Source organism: Streptomyces sp. NPDC032198 (assembly GCF_040636975.1).
GTDB lineage: Bacteria > Actinomycetota > Actinomycetes > Streptomycetales > Streptomycetaceae > Streptomyces.
On sequence record NZ_JBEZVL010000014.1, the window covers coordinates 212,434 to 230,573 of the forward strand.

Below are 18,140 nucleotides of genomic sequence, written 5' to 3' on the forward strand. Positions count from 1 at the left end.
GGCGTACGTGATGGGAGTGTGCCGGATACGGCCGACCTCTCCCCTGCGCCGGGCGCCCCACGGTAGCGTCGGCGCCGCTAGCAGATTTCCGAACGATGTTCTAGATATCGAACGCACATGGCACCGAGGAATGGCACGCATGCCCGATCTCACGCCCTCGTCCCCACCCACAGCCACGCCCCTGGGACCGATCCGCCTTCGCTCCCCCGTCCACACCGCCCTGCACCCGGCGGCCACCGCGCGGATCACCGGCGGATTCTGGGCCGCCCGGCGGCACATCAACGCCACGGTGAGCATCCCGCAGGGGCCCGAGCGCCTCGAACAGGCGGGGAACCTGGCCAACCTCCGCGCGGCGGCGGGTAGTTCCGAGGAGTCGGAGGAGTGGGACGGGTCGGAAAACCCGGAGAGTTCGGGAGCCTTCAGCGGGGATTTCCCGTTCCAGGACTCCGACGTCCACAAGTGGCTGGAGGCCGCCTCCTGGCAGCTGGCCGACGAGCCCGGCCACAGCGGACTCGCCGCAGAGGTGCGGCGGCTGGTCTCACTCGTCGCCGCCGCCCAAGGACCGGACGGCTACCTCCAGACCTACTACCAGGTCGCCCACCCCGAACGGCGCTGGAGCGAGCTCGGCTGGGGCCATGAGCTGTACTGCGCGGGACATCTGATCCAGGCGGCCGTCGCCCACCACCGGGCCACCGGCCGCCGCGAACTCCTCGACGTGGCGCTCCGGTTCGCCACTCACATCGACTCCGTCTTCGGGGCGGACGGGCCGGACGGCGCTGACGGGACGGACGGGACAGGCAGGAAGAGCGGCGCGATCTGTGGGCACCCGGAGATAGAGACCGCGCTGGTGGAGCTGTACCGCGAGACCGGTGAGCGGCGCTTCCTCGATCTCGCGGGCCACTTCACCGACCGTCGCGGCCACGGGCTGCTCGCGGAGGGCGTCGACCCGGCCCGCGATCCGGGCCCGGCGTACTGGCAGGACCACCTCCCCGTCCGGGAGGCGCCGACCGTCACGGGGCACGCCGTGCGGCAGCTGCATCTGCTGGCCGGGGCCACCGACCTGGCCATGGAGACCGGCGACGGGGCATTGCGCGAGTCCCTGGAGCGGCTGTGGCACGCCATGGCCGCCACCAAGACCTACCTCACGGGCGGAGTCGGCGCACGGCACGAGGGCGAGGCGTTCGGTGAGCCCTTCGAGCTGCCGCCGGACCGGGCGTACGCGGAGACCTGCGCGGCCATCGCCTCCGTGCAGTGGTCCTGGCGGATGGCTCTGCTGACGGGCGAGACCCGCTACTCCGACCTCGTCGAGCGCACCCTCTACAACGGCTTCCTGTCCGGCGTCGCCCTCGACGGCGACCGCTGGCTGTACGTCAACCCGCTCCAGGTGCGCGACGACCACGAGGACCGCCCCGGCGACCGTACGGCCCGCCGCACACCGTGGTTCCGCTGCGCATGCTGCCCGCCCAACGTCATGCGCCTGCTGGCCTCGCTCCCCCACTATGTGGCGAGCGGCGACGCGGACGGCCTGCAACTGCACCAGTACGCGACGGGTTCGTACACGACAGGTTCGTACGCGACGGACTCAACGGACACAGCCGGGGGCGGAGCCGTCACGGTGGAGACGGACTACCCGTGGAAGGGCCGCGTCACGGTCACGGTCGACGCGGCACCGGCGGACCGCGACTGGACGCTTTCGCTGCGCATCCCTTCCTGGTGCGCCGAGTTCACGGTGGCCGCACCGGACCGGCAGGACCGCACGGAAGCGGACGGGGGCTGGCTACGGATACGCCGCCGCTGGCTCCCGGGCGAGCGCGTGGTCCTCGACCTCGCCCTCGACGTGCGTCTCACGGAGCCCGATCCACGGGTGGACGCCGTGCGCGGCTGCCTCGCCATCGAGCGCGGGCCCCTCGTGTACTGCCTGGAGAGCGCCGACCAGCAGGCGGGCCTGCGCCTCGACGAGGTGACGCTGGTCCCCGCCGCGCGCACGGTCGCCGAGCACCGGCCGGACCTCCTGGGCGGCGTCACGGTCGTCACCACCACCGGCCGGCGCCGCTCGGACGGGGCGCCCACTCCGCTGACAGCCGTGCCGTACCACGCGTGGGCGAACCGCGACGACGGGGCCATGCGGGTCTGGATTCCACGGGAGGTCCCCGGCTGACGGATGCCGACCGGTTCTCACGCGGGAGACGACGGCTGTCGCGCGGCTGACGACGGCTGTGGCGCGGGTGACGAAGGCTGTCGCGCACCTCACCCGCCCCTCTTGCCCCGCCGGTTGAGCGCACCCTCACCCACGCACGTATGTACGGGAGACACCACCCTCCCCCTCCCGGAGGCCTCCCATGGCAGACGCGGGCAACGTCACCGCCCTCTTCCGCGCGTCCACCGCGCACACCCCCTCGTACTCCGCGCTGAACAGGGCGGCGGCGGACAGCGGGCGGCCGCTCGTCGACTTCTGCGTCCCGTGCAATCCGTACTTCCCCACACCCGAGATGTACGAGGAGCTCGGCGGACGGCTGCGGGACATCCTCACCTACTACCCGAGCGGTGCCGACACCATCACCGCCGAGCTCAGTGCCGTGCTCGGGCTCAATCCGCAGACCGTCGTGATGGGCAACGGATCGACCGAACTCATCACCTGGATCGATCACTTGCTGGTGCGCGACGCGCTCGCCGTGCCCGTGCCGACGTTCGGACGGTGGACCGATCAGTCGATGGAGACCGGCAAGCGCGTCGACATGTTCCTGCTCCCGGAGGCCGACGGCTTCGTGCTCGATCCGACGGCCTACGTCAACTTCGTACGCACCCGGGGTTCCCGCACGGCGGTCATCTGCAACCCCAACAACCCGGACGGCGGCCTCCTTCCGCGCCGTTCCGTGCTCGCGCTGCTCGACGCGCTGCAGGACCTCGACCTGGTGGTCGTGGACGAGTCGTTCCTCGAGTTCGCCGACTCGGGGCCCGAGTCGAGCGTCGCCGCCGAGGCGGTGCTGCGGCCCAATGTCATCGTGCTGCGCAGCCTCGGCAAGAACTTCGGGCTGCACGGCGTGCGCTTCGGCTATCTCGTCGCCAATCCGGGCCTGGCCGGCAGGGTGCGCGCCGCGCTGCCGAAGTGGAACCTCAACTCCTTCGCGGAGAGCGTGGTGTTCATGCTCAAGCAACACCGCCACGCCTACGACCTGAGCCTGCGTCAGGTCCGTCGCGACCGTCAGGAGATGATCTGGCACCTCGGCCGGCTTCCCGGACTCACCAGCTACCCCTCACAGGGAAACTTCGTGTACGTACGGCTGCCCGACGGCGTCGACGGAGTGGTCCTGCGGGACCGGCTGCTCGCCGAGCACGGCATTCTCGTGCGCGAGTGCGGCAACAAGATCGGCAGCTCGAGCCGCTTCCTGCGCCTGGTGGTCCGCCCGCCGGTCGACGTGCAGCCCCTGATCGGCGCCCTGGAACAGGCGCTGTACGCGACCGGGGACGCCGGACTCCTGCCCGTCCCCTACGGCTCGGGGAATCCCGCGGTGGACCGGCTGGTGATGCGGGCCTGAGACCGGCGCTTCCGGAGCCCCGTCGTGCTGTCCGAAGTCGTATGGTCGTGACCATGAACGCAACGGGGGCAAGGCCCGGGCTTTCTGTCCGCGGCCGTGAGGGAGGGACCCGAACATGACTGACGCCTTGGCCACCGGCCAGGACGGCGCCGTGACCAACTGGGCCGGGAACATCACCTTCTCGGCCCGTGAGCTGCACCGGCCCGCCTCGCAGGATGCCCTGCGGTCGCTCGTCGCGGGCAGCAGACAGGTGCGGGTGCTCGGCAGCGGCCACTCGTTCAACCGGATCGCCGACGTGGACAGTGATGCTGCGGGCATGGCCCTGGTCTCCCTCTCCGCGCTCGATCCGTCCGTCGACGTCGACACCGCGGCGCGCACCGTACGCGTGTCCGGTGGGGTGCGGTACGCCGAACTGGCCCGGCACGTCGCCTCGTTCGGGCTCGCCCTGCCCAACATGGCCTCACTGCCGCACATCTCGGTGGCCGGCTCGGTCGCCACCGGAACGCACGGCTCGGGCAACGGCAACCAGTCGCTGGCGGAGATCGTCCGCGCGGTGGATCTTGTGACCGCCGACGGTGAGACCCGCGTGCTGAGCCGCGGCGACGACGGGTTCGACGGCGCCGTGGTCTCGCTCGGCGCACTCGGCGTCGTCAGCGCCCTCACCCTCGACCTGGAGCCCGACTACACGGTCAGCCAGCACGTCTTCGGCGAACTCCATCTGAAACGGCTCGACTTCGAGGCCGTGACGTCGGCGGCGTACAGCGTGAGTCTGTTCACGGACTGGCGTGGGCCGCGCTTCAACCAGGTGTGGCTCAAGCAGCGTGGCGATGCCCCCGTCGACTTCCCGTGGGCGGCACCCGTGAGCGAGCCCCGGCATCCCGTACCGGGCATGCCCGCCGCCCACTGCACCGAGCAGCTGGGCGTGCCGGGCTCCTGGCATGAGCGGCTGCCGCACTTCCGGGCCGAGTTCACGCCGAGCAGCGGTGCCGAGCTCCAGTCCGAGTATCTGCTGCCGCGCGAGCACGCCCTGGCCGCTCTGCACGCCCTGGCCGCCCTCAGGGAAGAGGTGGCCCCCGTCCTCCAGGTGTGCGAGGTGCGCACGGTCGCCGCCGACTCCCAGTGGCTCAGCCCCGCCCACGGCCGGGACACCGTGGCGTTCCACTTCACCTGGGTGCCGGAGGCGGCGGCCGTACTGCCGGTGATCGCGCTCGTCGAGGGGCGCCTGGCGCGGTTCGCGGCCCGGCCGCACTGGGGCAAGGTGTTCGCCGCCGACCCGGCGGATCTTGGCGAGCGTTACCCGCACGCGGCGGATTTCACGGAGCTGGCCCAACGCCTCGACCCACAGGGCAAGTTCCGCAACACCTTCGTGCGCTCCCTCCTGGCCCCCTTCCTGTCGCCCGCCCTCTGACCGGGGCGCTCACGCCCCGGCGGCATCGGCGACGGGGACACCGAAGTCCGGGGTGCCGTCCGCCTTCCAGCCGAGCTTCTGGACCCGGGTGTGGCGGTTGGGGTCGTGCAGGGGGTCGCCGACGATGTCCTTGTACTGGCGGGCGTGGTAGACGAGGACGTCGGTGCGGCCGTCCTCGGCGACGGTGAAGCAGTTGTGGCCGGGGCCGTACTGCTTGGTCGTGTCGTTGCTCGTGAAGACGGGGGTCGGCGACTTGGACCAGGACGCGGGGTCCATGAGATCACTGCGGGCGTCGGCGGTGAGCAGTCCCATGCAGTAGTTGAAGTCGGTCGCGGACGCCGAGTACGAGAGGAAGACGCGGCCGTTGCGCTGGATGACGGACGGCCCTTCGTTCACCTTGAAGCCGACGCACTCCCAGTCGTACTCGGGCGTGGTCAGCCGTACCTGAGGCCCCGTCAGGGTCCAGGGATTCGCCATGCGGGACAGGAAGACGCCGGTGTTGTTGTCCATGCCGGGCTCGTACTGCGCCCAGGCGAGGTAGCGGCTGCCCCGGTGGGTGAAGGTGGTGGCGTCGAGCGAGAAGGTGTCCCATGCGGTGGTGAGCTGCCCCTTCTCCACCCACCTGCCCTTGAAGGGGTTGGGGTTGGCGTTCTCCAGGACCCAGATGCGGATCTTCCACACGTCGTCGGAGGGGGCCGCGGCGAAGTAGATGTACCACTTGCCGTTGATGTGGTGGAGTTCCGGCGCCCAGATGTGCGAGGCCATGTCGCCACTCGTGTGCCGCCTCCAGATGACGGACTCGTCGGCCCGTGTCAGGCCCTTCAGGGTGCGGGAGCGGCGCAGGATGATGCGGTCGTATTCGGGCGACGTCGCCGTGAAGTAGTAGTGGCCGTCGGTGTGGCGGTGGATGTGCGGGTCCGCGCGCTGCTCGACGAGCGGGTTGCGGTAGGCGGGGGCCTGCCGGGAGGCCGCGTGGGCGGGTGCCTGCGCGAGGGACGGTGCGGCGGCGAGGGCTCCGGCGGCCAGGGTGGTGCGCAACACGGCTCTGCGGCTGGGTACTTCACTGTGACTCATGCGGCTCCGTAAGACATCGGGGCGGGGTCGAGGGACGAGCGCCCCCCACGTAGATGTTCGTCATTTCGAACACCATTTGATACTCCGAACGCCGAAACGCTAAAGGTGTGTTGGGGCGAGGTCAACGGTTGGGACGGGATACACCCGAGGGGTCACGCCGGGCCTGCCCGAGCGCCTCGCCGCACGCCTTGATGTACGCGCTCACCAGCGGGCGGCGGTCGTCGCCCACGCGCCAGGCCAGGGCGAACCGGCTCGGCGTGATGCCGCGGACCGGGCGCGTGACGACGCCGCCCAGCGTGATCAGGGGTGCGTTGCCCGCGGCGACCAGGCAGATCCCGCGGCCGTCCACGAGCGCCTCGTACGTCTCGTCGGTGCTTGCGATCTCCGCACCGATGCGGGGCGGACCACCCGCGCGGGCGTCCAGGGCAAGCCAGTAGTCCCGCAGCGCGCCCGCACCCTCGGGCAGCGCGAGGAAGGATTCGTCGACGAGGTCGGCGAAGTCGACCTCGTCCCGGCCCGCCAGGCGGTGGGTCGCGGGAAGAGCGACATGACGCGGCTCCTCGGCGACCACCACCCACGCATAGCGCTCCAGGTCATCAAGCGGCAGCCAGACGAAGGCCACGTCCGCCGTGCCGTCCGCGAGCCCCGCGCTGGCGTCCTCCCAACCCACCTGACGCAGCCGGATCGTGGCCTCGGGATGCGCCTCACCGAAGCGGGACCTCACCGCCGGGAGGAGTCCGCCGCGGGCCGGCCGTGTGCTCATCCCCACGCAGAGCGTCGCCCGCTCCTCGGTCTTCGCGCCCTCCACCGCGTCGACCGCCGACCGCCAGTGTTCGAGGGCCTGTTGCGCGTGCGGCAGGAGCGCGGCACCCACGGAGGTGAGCCGCACACCTCGGTGATCCCGCACGAACAGCTCCGCGCCCAGCTGCCGTTCCAGGGCCCGTATCTGCTTGCTCAGCGCGGGCTGCGACACGAAGAGCCGCTCGGCGGCCCGCGTGAAGTGCAACTCCCGCGCCACCGCGACGAAGTAGCGGAGATCCCTGCTGTGCACATCCCTGCCGTGTAGGTCCATAACCATCAGCTATCACGTCAGGTCTTGGACGGGCCACCCGATTTCGCCGCAGGATGATCCACAGAGCCGGGGACGAGTGAACCGGCCTCCTCTTCAAGGGAGTTCGTGATGACGAAGGTATGGCTCGTGACGGGTGCGACCAGCGGCTTCGGCCGGGCGATCACCGAAGCGGCCGTCGCCGCGGGCGGCGTGGTCGTGGCCACCGCCCGCAACGCGTCGGCCCTGGACGACCTGGTCGCGGCCCACCCCGACCAGGTCGAGGCCCTCACCCTCGACGTGACCGACACGGCCGGCATCGAGGCCGCCGTCCGGGACATCGCCGACCGGCACGGGCGCATCGACGTCCTGGTGAACAACGCGGGCCGCAGCCACGTCGGCGCCCTGGAGGAGGACTCGGACGCCGCACTGCGTGCCCTCTTCGACGTGCACGTCTTCGGCCCGGCCGCGCTGACCCGCGCCGTCCTTCCGCACATGCGGGCGCGGCGCTCGGGAGCGATCGTGCAGATGAGCAGCATGGGCGGGCAGATGTCCTTCGCGGGCTTCTCGGCGTACAGCGGCACGAAGTTCGCCCTTGAGGGCATGTCGGAGGCGCTGGCGGCCGAGGTGGGCCCGCTCGGCATCAAGGTCCTGGTCGTGGAGCCGGGCGCGTTCCGCACCAGCCTGTTCGGCAACACCAGCGCGAGCCCGGTCGAGATCCCGGACTACGCGGAGACGGCGGGCGCCACCCGCGCGATGGTCGCGGGCGGCGACGGCACCCAGCCCGGCGACCCCGCGAAGGCAGCCGCGGCGATCATCGCCGCGCTCGACGCCGACGAGACCCCGCTGCGGCTGCCGCTGGGCGAGGACGCCGTGGACGCGGTCGTCGGCCACCTCGACTCGGTCCGTGCGGAGATCGCCGCCTGGGAGAAGGTGACCCGGGCGACCGCCTTCGATGCCTGAGGCGGTCGACGCGGGACGGCCGGAGGGTGGCGGGCGGTGTCAGCGGTTGCGCTTGACCGCCCGCAGCACCACGAACTTCGGGTCGGATGCGACGACTTGGGAGTTGCCGAAGAGCTTCCGCAGCTTCACGTGGTACTGCAGGTGGCGGTTGCCGACGACCCACAGCTCACCGCCGGGCCGCAGCGCCGCCCGTGCCCCGCTGAACATCCGCCAGGCGGTCGCGCCGGAGGTCGCCTGGTGGCTGTGGAAGGGCGGGTTGTTCAGGACGAGGTCCACCGAACCCGCCGGGACGGCCGCCAGCGCGTCGCCCGCCACGAACTCCGCCTCGGTGGAGTCGGCGGCGTTCGCGCGGAACGTGGCCTCCGCCGACGCGACGGCGGGATACGACTCGTCGATGAAGGTGACCGTGGCCCCGGGATCGGCGACGGCGGCGGCCGTGCCGAGCACGCCGTTGCCGCAGCCCAGGTCCACGATGTGCGCTCCGCTCCTGCCGGTGGGCAGATGGCGCAGGAGGAAGCGGGTGCCGATGTCGAGACGTTCGGCGCAGAAGACGCCCGCGTGGTTGACGACGGTCAGCCCTGATCCCGCGCCGGAGTCGGCGTCGAGCACATAGCTGCGCGGCCACGGGCTGGGGCCGGGGGCGCGCTCGGGGTCCGGCGTGCTGAAGATGAGCCGCGCCTTCTGCCGGGCGAGCGACGTCCGGGTAGGGCCGATGATCCGCTCGAAGAGGTCGAGCGTCGAGGTGTGGATCTCGGTGACCATGCCGGTGCCGACGACGACCGTGCCCGCGTGCAGGGCGGGCGCGACCCGGTGCAGTTGGTCCTCCAGGAGCGCGAGGCTCTTCGGCACGCGGACCAGGAGTACGTCGATCCGGCTCGGCGGAGCGTCATCGGTCGTCGCGAGGCGCACCGCGTCCGGCGCGAACCCGGCACGGGCCACGTTGGCCCGGGCCGCCTCCCGCGCGAGGAACGAGTCGGTGATCATCGTCGGCCCGTGCTCGGCGAGCGCGGTGGTCAGCGCGCCCCAGCGGTCGCCGACGACGGCCACGGTGCCGGACAGGTCGACGGGCTTCGCCTCGGCACCGGCCTCGCCCGCATCGCCCGTGTCACTCGTCCCGCCCGCCCCGGCTGCCTCACCCGTCTCACCCGTCTCACCCGTCTCACCGGCGAGATGCCGCAGCAGGTAGGCGTCGGCGGCGGACCAGGCGCGCAGCGGGTCGCGAGGGTCCTCGGGAAATCGTGTGAGGTCGTACGCGCCCCATGACGTGGTCAGCCGGTTCATCGTGCCTTCAGGCTATCGGAGTGGCGGCGCACCCGATCTTCCGGGACCGCCCGGTCCCACGCGGGCGGGCGGGGCGCATGCGCCGAATAGCGGCTCTTGTGGTGCGGGCGCGGCCGGCACTCCATAGCGTCCATTCGTGGAGCACCCGCGCATCCCATCCCCGAGGAGCCGTCATGCCGGAGCTTTTCATCGGCGGAACATGGACCACCGCCGCGGACGGGCAGACACGGGAGATCCGCTGCCCCGCGGACAACACCCTGGTCGCGACCGTCGACGAAGCCGGGCCGAAAGACGCCGCGGCGGCGATCGCCGCCGCGCGTGAGGCCTTCGACGGCGGCCCGTGGCCCGGCACCCCGGCGGCCGAACGCGGCCGTCTGCTCCTGCGCGTGGCCGACCTCCTCGAACGCGACAAGGACGCACTCGCCCGCGCCGAATCCCTGGACACCGGGAAGCGGCTCGTGGAGAGCGAGTACGACATGGACGACATCGCGAACTGCTTCCGCTACTTCGGCAACCTGACGGCGGCGGGCGGCACCGACCGGGTCGTCGACGCGGGCAGCCCGGAGGTGGACAGCCGGGTGGTGCACGAGCCGGTCGGGGTGTGCGCGCTGATCACGCCGTGGAACTATCCGCTGCTGCAGACCGCCTGGAAGGTCGCGCCGGCGCTCGGCGCGGGCAACACCTTCGTCCTCAAGCCGAGCGAGCTGACCCCGCACACCTCCATCATCCTGATGCGCCTGCTCACCGAGGCCGGGCTGCCCCCCGGCGCCGCCAACCTGATCCTCGGCGCGGGCCCCACCGCGGGCGCGCCGCTCAGCGAGGACCCGCGCGTCGACATGGTGTCGTTCACCGGCGGCCTCGTCACCGGGCGCCGCATCATGGCCGCCGCGGCCCCCACGGTGAAGAAGGTCGCCCTGGAGCTGGGCGGCAAGAACCCGAACATCGTCTTCGCGGACGCCGACTTCGAGGCGGCCGTCGACTACGCCCTGATGGCGATCTTCCTGCACTCGGGCCAGGTCTGTTCGGCCGGTGCGCGGCTGCTCGTCGAGGACGGGCTGCACGACAGGTTCGTCGACGAGGTGGTCGAGCGCGCGCAGCGGATCCGCCTCGGCGGGCCCTTCGACGACGACGCCCGCACCGGTCCGCTGATCTCTGCCGCGCACCGCGACAAGGTCGAGGCGTACGTGGCGGCGGGCATCGCCGAGGGCGCGGTCCTCCGCTGCGGCGGCGCCCGTCCCGACGACCCGGCGCTCGCGGACGGCTACTACTACCCGCCGACCGTCCTGGACGAGTGCACCCCCGGCATGTCCGTGGTCACCGACGAGTCGTTCGGACCGGTGCTCACCGTCGAGCGGTTCCGGGACGAGGACGAGGCGATCGCGCTCGCCAACGACACCGTGTACGGACTCGCGGGCGCCGTCTGGTCGCAGGACAGCGGCAAGGCGCACCGGGTGGCGTCCCGGATGCGCGCGGGAACCGTATGGATCAATGACTTCCACCCCTATGTTCCGCAGGCCGAATGGGGTGGAATGAAGCAGTCCGGATTCGGCCGCGAGCTGGGCCCGGCCGGCCTCGCCGAGTACCAAGAGGCCAAGCACATCTGGCGCAACCTCGCACCGACTCCTCAGAGGTGGTTCGAATGAGTACGGATCCCGGCAAGGGCGCCGAGGCCGCCGACGCCGCCCGGCAGCAGCACCAGGACGACGACGACGCGCTCGGCGAGCTCGGATACCGTCCCGAACTCAAGCGCACGCTGGGCAACTTCCACACCTTCGCCGCCGGGATCAGCTACATCTCGATCCTGACCGGCACCTTCCAGCTCTTCTACTTCGGTGTCAGCTTCGGCGGTCCCGCCTACTGGTGGTCCTGGCCGATGGTCTTCGTCGGCCAGCTGATGGTGGCCCTCTGCTTCTGCGAGCTGGCCGCCCGCTTCCCCGTCGCGGGGTCCGTCTACAACTGGGCCAAGCAGCTCGGCGGCCCGCATGTCGGCTGGCTCGGCGGCTGGATGATGCTGACGGCCACCATGGTGTCCCTGGCGGCGGTCGCCCTCGCGTACCAGATCACACTGCCGCAGATCTCCGACACGTTCCAGTTCATCGGGGACGGCAGCGGGACGACGGACGCGGCGAAGAACGCGGTGCTGCTCGGCTCGGTCCTCATCCTGTTCACCACACTGGTCAACGCGTTCGGCGTCAAGCTGATGGCCCGGATCAACTCCGCGGGCGTCCTGATCGAGCTGATCGCGGCCGTCGTCCTGATCATTCTGCTCGCCGCCCACATCACCCGCGGCCCCAGCGCCATCACGGAGACCGGCGGCATCGGCCAGGGCCAGAACCTGGGCTACTTCGGGGCGTTCCTGACGGCCTCGCTGGCATCGGCGTACGTGATGTACGGCTTCGACACCGCGTCCTCGCTGGGCGAGGAGTCCCTCGACCCGAGCCGCAACGCCCCGCGGGCCATCCTGCGGGCGCTCGTCTTCTCGTTCCTCATCGGCGGGCTCATCCTGCTGTTCGCACTCCTGGCCGTGCCGGATCTGCACGCGAAGGAACTGTCCGTGGACGGCCTGCAGTACGTGGTCCTGAGCACGCTCGGCTCCACAGTCGGCGAGATCGTGCTGTGGTGCGTGGTCGTCGCCATCACCGTCTGCGAACTCGCCGTGCAGGCCGCGGGCATCCGCCTCGCGTTCGCCATGGCCCGCGACAACTGCCTGCCCGCGTCCTCGCTGCTCGCCAAGGTCAGCCCGCGCTTCAAGACCCCCGTGCTGCCCGCGATCATCATCGGGCTCGTCGGCGTCGGCATCCTGGTGATCAACATCAATCAGCCGCAGATCTTCTCGGTGATCACGAGCATCGCGATCATCATGATCTACCTGGCCTATCTCCTGGTCACCCTGCCGATGCTGGTCAGGCGGCTGCGCGGCCAGTGGGAGCCCGCCGAGGGCAAGTTCTCGCTCGGCAAGTTCGGCCTGCCCATCAACATCCTCGCCGTGCTCTGGGGCGCGGCCATGTCCCTCAACCTGGCCTGGCCCCGCGCCGAGGTCTACAACGCGACGGGAGCCCAGCACTGGTACCTGCGCTGGGGCGCGTTCCTCTTCATCGGCATCGTGGCCTGCGGCGGCTTCGCCTACTACTGGTTCGTGCAGCGGCACAAGGCGGGCGTACTCGCCGAGCACCGCTTCGAAGAGGCCGTCGACCCCACCACTCCCCCGTCGCCCCCGGCCGCCCCCTGAACCCCGCTGATCTGGAGTCGTCATGCCCGCAGAGAGTCCCCAGGCCGAGTTCGACTACGTGGTCGTCGGCGGCGGTACGGCAGGCGCCGTCGTCGCCGCGCGGCTGACCGAGGACCCGGACGTCACCGTCTGTGTCCTGGAGGCGGGTCCTTCGGACGTCGGCGACGACAACATCCTCCAACTGGACCGGTGGATGGCCCTGTTGGAGTCCGGTTACGACTGGGACTACCCGGTGGAGCCGCAGGAGAACGGCAACAGCTTCATGCGGCACGCCCGCGCCAAGGTGCTCGGCGGCTGCTCCTCGCACAACTCCTGCATCGCCTTCTGGGCACCCGCCGAGGACCTCGACGAATGGGGCTCCCTGGGCTGCACGGGCTGGAGCGCCAAGGACTGCTTCCCGCTCTACCAGCGCCTGGAGACCAACGACGCGCCCGGCGACCACCACGGCCGCTCGGGCCCGGTGAACATCATGAGCGTCCCGCCGAACGACCCCTGCGGATCGGCCCTGTTGGAGGCGTGCGCCGCGGCGGACATCCCCACCACGCCGTTCAACACCGGCAGGACGGTGGTGCGCGGCGCCCACTGGTTCCAGATCAACTCCCGTACGGACGGCACCCGTTCGTCCGCATCGGTGTCGTATCTGCACCCGATCATCGGCAAACGGCCCAACCTTGAGGTGCGTACGGGGCTACAGGCCAAGCAGTTGCTGTTCGACGAGAACCGGCGCTGTACGGGCGTCGAGTACCTGGAGCCCGACACCATCCACAGCGGTACGGTCTCGGCGCGCCGCGAGGTGATCGTGTCCTGCGGGGCGATCGACTCACCGAAGCTCCTGATGCTGTCGGGGATCGGTCCCGCCGGGCAGCTCCGGGAGTGCGGCGTCGAGGTGCGGGTGGACTCCCCCGGAGTCGGCGCCCACCTCCAGGACCACCCCGAGGGCGTGATCATGTGGGAGGCGAAGCAGCCGATGGTCACCTCCTCCACCCAGTGGTGGGAGATCGGCATCTTCGCGGACACCGAACCGGGCCTCGACCGCCCGGACCTGATGTTCCACTACGGCTCGGTGCCCTTCGACATGAACACCTACCGGCGCGGCTACCCGACCACCGACAACGCCTTCTGCCTCACCCCGAACGTCACCCGGGCCCGCTCCATGGGCACGGTGGAGCTGCGCTCCCGCGACTTCCGGGACAAGCCGAAGGTCGACCCGCGCTACTTCACGCACGAGCACGACATCCGCGTGATGACGTACGGGCTCCGGCTCGCCCGCGAGATCGCGGCGCAGGCCCCGCTGGCGGACTGGGCGGGCGCCGAACTCGCTCCCGGCCCGGACGCCACGACCGACGACGAGCTCTTCGCGTACATCCGCCAGACCCACAACACCGTCTACCACCCAGCGGGCACCGTGCGGATGGGCGCGACGGACGACGCGGACTCGCCGCTCGACCCCGAACTGCGAGTCAAGGGCGTCACGGGTCTGCGCGTCGCCGACGCGTCGGTCATGCCGTTCCTGCCCGCGGTCAACCCGTGCATCACCACGATGATGATCGGCGAGAAGTGCGCCGACATGATCAAGGCGACCTGAGCCGGACCCCGTTCCGCTCAGCTCCGGTCGAACCAGGTGGGCTGGTCCTCCGCCATGGCCTGCTTGATCCGGAAGACCCCGTGCTCGTGCAGGTCGGGCAGCGCGTCCAGGGTGAACCAGCCCACTTCGAGCGACTCGTCGTCGTTGACCCGGGCCTCGCCGCCGACGGCGCGGCAGCGCACGGTGATGTCCATGAACTGGCAGGTGTCGCCGTTGGGGTACGTCACCGGTTCCAGGGCCTCGACGAGCACCACGCGCTCGGCTACGACGTGTACCGCGGTCTCCTCGAACACCTCGCGCACGGCGCAGGCCGCGGGCTGCTCACCCGGATCCGGGATGCCGCCGATGACGGACCACTTGCCGTTGTCCGAGCGCCGCCCGAGGAGCACTCTGCCGTCGTCGTCGAAGACGATGGCGGTGACCCCGGGGAGCCACAACAGCTGGTGGCCCGCGTCGGCGCGGATCGTGTGGATGAAGTCAGGAGTTGCCATACCGTCGACCCTAACTGCCCTGCCCGGCGCTCTTGGCCCGGACGCCCGCGGTCACCGCCCAGCCGAGACCGGCGGCCGCGAGCAGCACGAGGATGCCCTCGGGGAGGACGCCGGACCGGGTGGCCGGGGTCTGCGACGAGCGCAGCGGCACTTCCTCGACGAGTGAGTCGGCGGTGAACCACTTCGTCTTCTGCGAGACATGGCCGTCCGGCATGATGATCGCGCTGACGCCGCTGGTCACCGGGACGGTGACGGTGCGACTGTGCTCGACGGCGCGGATCCGCGACATGGCCAGCTGCTGGTAGGTCATCTCGCTGCGGTCGAACGTCGCGTTGTTGCTCGGCACCGAGATCAACTGCGCGCCGTGGGTGACGGTGTCGCGCACGGCCCAGTCGAAGGCGGCCTCGTAGCAGGTGGCGAGGCCGACCTTGGTGCCCGCCATGGTGAAGACGCCGGGCTTGGTGCCGCGGCTGAAGTCCTGGCGCACCATGCCGACATCGCTGCTGAAGAAGCCGACGAGACCGCGCAGCGGGATGTACTCGCCGAAGGGCTGGATCTGCCGTTTGTCGTAGGTGTCCGTGGGGCCCTTCTTCGGGTCCCACAGGATCTGCTCGTTGAAGAGCTTGCCGTCCTTGGTCTCGACGACTCCGCCGACGGAGATGGGGGCACCGATCGCCTTGACGGCGCGCTCGATCGCCTCGCGGGCGTCGGGGTTCGTGAACGGGTCGATGTCCGAGGAGTTCTCCGGCCACAGGACGAAGTCGGGCTGCTTCGCCTTGCCCGCCTTCACCCGGTCCGCGAGCCGCTGGGTCTCGCGCACGTGGTGGTCGAGCACGGCACGGCGCTGGGCGTTGAACTCCAGGCCCGCCTGCGGGACGTTGCCCTGGATGGCGGCGACGGTCGCGGTGCCGTCCTCGGCGTCGTCGCTGACGAGCGGACGCGCGGCGAAGGCACCGGCGACCGGGACGAGGACGCTGAGCAGGGCCGCTGCCGCCGCACCACGTCGCACGCCACGGGTGCTGTGTCCGTCGCCGCCGTCGCGCACGGCGCGGGCCTCGCGCACCTGCCGGACGATCTCGTACAGGCCGAAGCCGCACAGGACCACCGCGAATCCGAGCACCGGGGTGCCGCCGAGCGCGGCAAGCGGCAGGAAGACGCCGTCCGCCTGCCCGAAGGCGATCTTCCCCCAGGGGAAGCCGCTGAACGGCACACGCGCGCGTGCCGCCTCACCGGCGACCCAGAGGGCAGCCGCCCAGAGCGGATATCCGGGGAGCCGGGAGACGGCGGTGATGCCCGCTCCGACGAGGGCGACGAACATCGCCTCGATGGCGGCGAGTGCCAGCCACGGTCCCGGCCCGACCTCCACTCCGGTCCACACCAGGAGCGGCAGCAGGAAGCCGAGGCCGAAGAGATAGCCGAGCCCGAGGCCCGCCTTCCAGCCGCGGCCGTGCAGACACCAGGCGAACACCGCGAAGGCGGGCAGGGCCAGCCACCACAGGGTGCGTGGCGGAAAGCTGACGTAGAGCAGCACTCCGGAGAGTGCCGCCGCGGTGGCCGGGACGAGCGATCGCAGGAAGCGGGCCTTGCGCGATGCGGGCTCCGGACGCGGCCCGAGCTGCTCCGACTCGTCTACGGAGGTGGTGGTGGCGGTCACTCGGGGAGTGTACGGCGCGTCACGTGGACACGGACAGGACGGTCGTGCCTGGCCGACGCGCCGTCGCCCGGCACCCGTGGGGCACGGCCGCCGAAGGGTCTGTCGGCCCGATCAGGCGGATCGTTCCTTCGCAAGATGTCCACATCTCACCGTTCCAGCGGCTACGGTGTGCCCGAGTCCCTGACCTGCGGCCGGATCGAGCCACAGCGTTCGGGGCCCGTCATACGGCGGGGGGCGACGGGGTGGGGACAACGGGGATGGCCGCGACGGCCGGGCCACCAGGGGCGTACGAAAGACGCAGCGCGTCCGACGCGACGGGCTGCGCGCTGCTCGGCGTGTGCGCTGCCTGGACCTTGATCACTGCCGGTGTGCAGGGCGGGCAGCCCGAGGGCGTGCTCCTGGCGGTGCTCGCCGTGGCCGCCGGGTACGCGGGCGGGCGGATCTGCGGTGCGCTGCTGCCGGTCGCCGCGCCCTGTGCCGGTGCGCTGGTCGGAGTGGGCCTCGCGGCGGCGGCCCCGCAGCTCTCGCCGGATCCCGTCAGCGCGGCGCCGCTCGGCCACACCGGAGCCACGGCCGCGCTCCTGATCCTGGCGTCGGGGGCGGCCTGCTCGGCGGCGTGGGCGGCCCGCAGTCCCGCGACGCGGCTCGCGATGCGGCTCCTCGCCGTGGGGGTCGGGGTGACCGCCCTGGTGCTCGGCTCGATGGCCGGTGCCGTCGCGTGCACCGGGATCCTGCTCTGCTCGCTGGCGACGGCCCTGATGCGGCGCAGGGTGCCCGGCCTCGCGGGACTCGCCCTGGCCACCCTTGTGGTGACCGGCCTGACGTGGGCGATCGCCGATGACACGCTGCCGGAGGGGCTGAGCGCGTCGCTGGTAGGCCAGCTCGACGGGTACCGGGTCGAGCTGTGGCAGGACGCGCTCGCGCTCACGGGCCAGGAACCGGCGCTCGGGGTGGGACCCGGCCGGTTCGCCGACTCCAGCCCCACGGTCGCCGAACATCTGCTCACGGACGGCAAGCCCCATTCGGCGCTGTTGCAGCAGGCGGCCGAACAGGGCCTGGTAGGTGTGGTCCTGCTCGCCGCGGTCTTCTGCTGGCTGCTGTACGCCCTCTACCGCTCGCCGCGCTCCACCCAGGTCGTCCTGTCGGCGGGCGCGGCCCTGACGGCGCTCGCCGCCGTGGCCTCGGTCGGCAACGCGCTGAGCCTCACGGCGGTGACGACGGGTGCGGGGTATCTCGCGGGCATCGCCACGGCGCGACCGCTGAGCGACGAAACGGCGCAGGTCAGGCCGACGGGCGCGCCGCCATGGACAGCCGGGCGCGAATGATCCGGACGGCCGCTTCGGCGTCGTCGACGGTGATGGTGAACTTGCGGCCGTCGCCCAGGCTGAGGACCAGGCCCTCACCGCGCCTGACCACGACGGCGGTTCCGATGTCGGGCCGCGAGCGGTAGCCCCAGCCGCCCCACTGCCGGGGGCTGACGGCCTGCGCGAAATCGGCGCCCACCACGTGGGAGAGGGGAATGCGGCGGCGCGGCAGACCCATGTGGCCGCAGCGCACCTCCAGGCAGTCCTTGTCGACCTTCACGGCGACATGGACGAAGGCGAGAGTGCCGAACAGGATCAGCAGCCCGGCAGCGATGCACCCCACGACGGACATGGCGAGAGCGGCGATCCCGGACGTCCACATGCTGTCGACGGCCAGCTCGATCCCCAGCGCCAGGCAGAGAGCGCCGGCCAGCGCCAGCAGCCACTGCACGCGGTTGGTCGCACTGCCGGTCCAGACGTCCGGCGGGGCCTCGGCCGTAGTGCCCCGCTCACTGTGGGTGTCGTCCCTCATGCGACCGAGCGTACCGACGTTCCGGTGGGAAGGCA

General features: G+C 71.2%; 14 protein-coding genes. 8 read left to right on the plus strand and 6 right to left on the minus strand.

Translation table 11 applies throughout. From position 1 onward, the window contains the following. Window positions 1-139: 139 nt before the first annotated feature. The 3 genes from AB0E78_RS32805 to AB0E78_RS32815 all read left to right on the plus strand — a co-directional run bounded on the left by AB0E78_RS32805 (window position 140) and on the right by AB0E78_RS32815 (window position 4,944). A complete protein-coding gene (locus tag AB0E78_RS32805; RefSeq protein ID WP_361840315.1) occupies window positions 140-2,158 on the plus strand; it encodes a beta-L-arabinofuranosidase domain-containing protein in 2,019 nt (672 codons plus the stop codon). Between the two features lie 181 nt (window positions 2,159-2,339). Continuing rightward, window positions 2,340-3,536, plus strand: coding sequence for a histidinol-phosphate transaminase (locus tag AB0E78_RS32810; RefSeq protein WP_361840318.1), 1,197 nt, complete (start codon window positions 2,340-2,342; stop codon window positions 3,534-3,536). A 115-nt stretch (window positions 3,537-3,651) separates the two neighbouring features. Continuing rightward, complete coding sequence (locus tag AB0E78_RS32815) at window positions 3,652-4,944, plus strand: D-arabinono-1,4-lactone oxidase (RefSeq protein ID WP_361840320.1); 1,293 nt, start codon at window positions 3,652-3,654, stop codon at window positions 4,942-4,944. A 9-nt stretch (window positions 4,945-4,953) separates the two neighbouring features. Here the strand turns inward: AB0E78_RS32815 and AB0E78_RS32820 are convergent, their stop codons facing one another. Beyond that, window positions 4,954-6,018: a glycoside hydrolase family 43 protein gene (locus AB0E78_RS32820; protein ID WP_361840323.1), complete on the minus strand. Its 1,065-nt coding sequence runs from the start codon at window positions 6,016-6,018 to the stop codon at window positions 4,954-4,956. Between the two features lie 121 nt (window positions 6,019-6,139). Continuing rightward, complete coding sequence (locus tag AB0E78_RS32825; protein ID WP_361840325.1) at window positions 6,140-7,096, minus strand: LysR family transcriptional regulator; 957 nt, start codon at window positions 7,094-7,096, stop codon at window positions 6,140-6,142. Between the two features lie 102 nt (window positions 7,097-7,198). On the opposite strand from AB0E78_RS32825, the gene AB0E78_RS32830 reads away from it, so the two are divergent. Continuing rightward, window positions 7,199-8,029, plus strand: a complete 831-nt coding sequence (locus AB0E78_RS32830; RefSeq protein WP_361840328.1) for an oxidoreductase — start codon at window positions 7,199-7,201, stop codon at window positions 8,027-8,029. Between the two features lie 39 nt (window positions 8,030-8,068). Here AB0E78_RS32830 and AB0E78_RS32835 read toward each other — a convergent pair whose 3' ends face one another. Continuing rightward, window positions 8,069-9,310 (minus strand): methyltransferase, encoded by a 1,242-nt coding sequence (locus tag AB0E78_RS32835; RefSeq protein ID WP_361840330.1) that lies wholly within the window; start codon window positions 9,308-9,310, stop codon window positions 8,069-8,071. A gap of 173 nt (window positions 9,311-9,483) precedes the next feature. Between AB0E78_RS32835 and AB0E78_RS32840 the strand changes: the two genes are divergently transcribed. The 3 genes from AB0E78_RS32840 to AB0E78_RS32850 are packed head-to-tail and all read left to right on the plus strand — an operon-like array spanning window position 9,484 to window position 14,124. Then, a complete protein-coding gene (locus AB0E78_RS32840; protein WP_361840333.1) occupies window positions 9,484-10,953 on the plus strand; it encodes an aldehyde dehydrogenase family protein in 1,470 nt (489 codons plus the stop codon). Next, a complete protein-coding gene (locus AB0E78_RS32845) occupies window positions 10,950-12,539 on the plus strand; it encodes an amino acid permease (RefSeq protein ID WP_361840336.1) in 1,590 nt (529 codons plus the stop codon). Before AB0E78_RS32840 ends, AB0E78_RS32845 begins: the two co-directional genes overlap by 4 nt. A gap of 22 nt (window positions 12,540-12,561) precedes the next feature. Continuing rightward, window positions 12,562-14,124 (plus strand): GMC oxidoreductase, encoded by a 1,563-nt coding sequence (locus tag AB0E78_RS32850; protein ID WP_361840339.1) that lies wholly within the window; start codon window positions 12,562-12,564, stop codon window positions 14,122-14,124. 17 nt (window positions 14,125-14,141) lie between these two features. Here AB0E78_RS32850 and AB0E78_RS32855 read toward each other — a convergent pair whose 3' ends face one another. Together AB0E78_RS32855 and lnt are read right to left on the minus strand one after the other, a co-directional pair. Next, window positions 14,142-14,615 (minus strand): NUDIX domain-containing protein, encoded by a 474-nt coding sequence (locus AB0E78_RS32855; protein WP_361840342.1) that lies wholly within the window; start codon window positions 14,613-14,615, stop codon window positions 14,142-14,144. A gap of 10 nt (window positions 14,616-14,625) precedes the next feature. After that, the gene (gene lnt / locus AB0E78_RS32860) at window positions 14,626-16,269 is read right to left on the minus strand and encodes an apolipoprotein N-acyltransferase (protein ID WP_361840345.1); all 1,644 of its coding nucleotides are present in this window, start codon (window positions 16,267-16,269) and stop codon (window positions 14,626-14,628) included. Window positions 16,270-16,526: 257 nt separating this feature from the next. Here lnt and AB0E78_RS32865 point away from each other — a divergent pair, with 257 nt between their 5' ends. Then, the gene (locus AB0E78_RS32865) at window positions 16,527-17,594 is read left to right on the plus strand and encodes an O-antigen ligase family protein (protein ID WP_361840347.1); all 1,068 of its coding nucleotides are present in this window, start codon (window positions 16,527-16,529) and stop codon (window positions 17,592-17,594) included. Here AB0E78_RS32865 and AB0E78_RS32870 read toward each other — a convergent pair. Beyond that, window positions 17,551-18,105, minus strand: a complete 555-nt coding sequence (locus AB0E78_RS32870; RefSeq protein WP_361840350.1) for a hypothetical protein — start codon at window positions 18,103-18,105, stop codon at window positions 17,551-17,553. The two genes, AB0E78_RS32865 and AB0E78_RS32870, sit on opposite strands and share 44 nt — an antisense overlap. Between the last annotated feature and the right edge of the window lie 35 nt (window positions 18,106-18,140).

What these genes read in the sequence shown, in the direction of transcription:
- AB0E78_RS32805 (WP_361840315.1), top strand. Translation starts at nt 140, where the DNA reads ATGCCCGATCTCACGCCCTCGTCCCCACCCACAGCCACGCCCCTGGGA.
- AB0E78_RS32810 (WP_361840318.1), top strand. Translation starts at nt 2,340, where the DNA reads ATGGCAGACGCGGGCAACGTCACCGCCCTCTTCCGCGCGTCCACCGCG.
- AB0E78_RS32815 (WP_361840320.1), top strand. Translation starts at nt 3,652, where the DNA reads ATGACTGACGCCTTGGCCACCGGCCAGGACGGCGCCGTGACCAACTGG.
- AB0E78_RS32820 (WP_361840323.1), bottom strand. Translation starts at nt 6,018, where the DNA reads ATGAGTCACAGTGAAGTACCCAGCCGCAGAGCCGTGTTGCGCACCACC.
- AB0E78_RS32825 (WP_361840325.1), bottom strand. Translation starts at nt 7,096, where the DNA reads ATGGTTATGGACCTACACGGCAGGGATGTGCACAGCAGGGATCTCCGC.
- AB0E78_RS32830 (WP_361840328.1), top strand. Translation starts at nt 7,199, where the DNA reads ATGACGAAGGTATGGCTCGTGACGGGTGCGACCAGCGGCTTCGGCCGG.
- AB0E78_RS32835 (WP_361840330.1), bottom strand. Translation starts at nt 9,310, where the DNA reads ATGAACCGGCTGACCACGTCATGGGGCGCGTACGACCTCACACGATTT.
- AB0E78_RS32840 (WP_361840333.1), top strand. Translation starts at nt 9,484, where the DNA reads ATGCCGGAGCTTTTCATCGGCGGAACATGGACCACCGCCGCGGACGGG.
- AB0E78_RS32845 (WP_361840336.1), top strand. Translation starts at nt 10,950, where the DNA reads ATGAGTACGGATCCCGGCAAGGGCGCCGAGGCCGCCGACGCCGCCCGG.
- AB0E78_RS32850 (WP_361840339.1), top strand. Translation starts at nt 12,562, where the DNA reads ATGCCCGCAGAGAGTCCCCAGGCCGAGTTCGACTACGTGGTCGTCGGC.
- AB0E78_RS32855 (WP_361840342.1), bottom strand. Translation starts at nt 14,615, where the DNA reads ATGGCAACTCCTGACTTCATCCACACGATCCGCGCCGACGCGGGCCAC.
- AB0E78_RS32865 (WP_361840347.1), top strand. Translation starts at nt 16,527, where the DNA reads ATGGCCGCGACGGCCGGGCCACCAGGGGCGTACGAAAGACGCAGCGCG.
- AB0E78_RS32870 (WP_361840350.1), bottom strand. Translation starts at nt 18,105, where the DNA reads ATGAGGGACGACACCCACAGTGAGCGGGGCACTACGGCCGAGGCCCCG.